General features: G+C 65.1%; 1 protein-coding gene. It reads left to right on the forward strand.

What is annotated here, in order from left to right:
• Positions 1-487 (forward strand): NAD(P)H-hydrate dehydratase (locus tag EN742_RS37230; protein ID WP_281035078.1); only part of this gene is annotated, 487 nt, incomplete at both ends.

A 487-nucleotide genomic window follows, 5' to 3' on the forward strand; every position in this document is an offset into this window, starting at 1 on the left:
GTGTCGACGTTCGAGAACACCCCCTCGCTCTGGCGAGCTGATTTTCCAGTCCCGGCCACCGACGCGCATAAATACAATCGCGGCCATGTCGGTGTGTTTTCCGGCGGGCCGTCCGCAACCGGCGCCGCGCGCTTGTCGGCGCTTGCCGCCGCGCGGGCAGGGGCAGGGGGGGTGACCGTGCTGTCGCCAGCGAACGCCATGCAGGCGAATGCCGCGCACCTGACTTCGATCATGTTGCGCAGGACCGACACTGTCGTCGACCTGAACGACTTCATCGGCGAACGGCGGCCGTCGGCCTTTGTCCTCGGACCTGGCTTCGGCGTTGGCGAAAGGACACGGGATCTTGCCTTGGCGATACTGAGGGCTGGACTGCAAGGTGCGGCCAGCGGGATCGACGGGCTGGTGCTCGATGCCGATGGCATCACCTCGTTTCGCGATGAGCCTGACATCCTCTTTGAGGCTGCTCACAAGCCGCACGCTCCCATAT

Origin of the sequence: Mesorhizobium sp. M4A.F.Ca.ET.020.02.1.1 (assembly GCF_004022645.1) — a bacterium.
GTDB lineage: Bacteria > Pseudomonadota > Alphaproteobacteria > Rhizobiales > Rhizobiaceae > Mesorhizobium.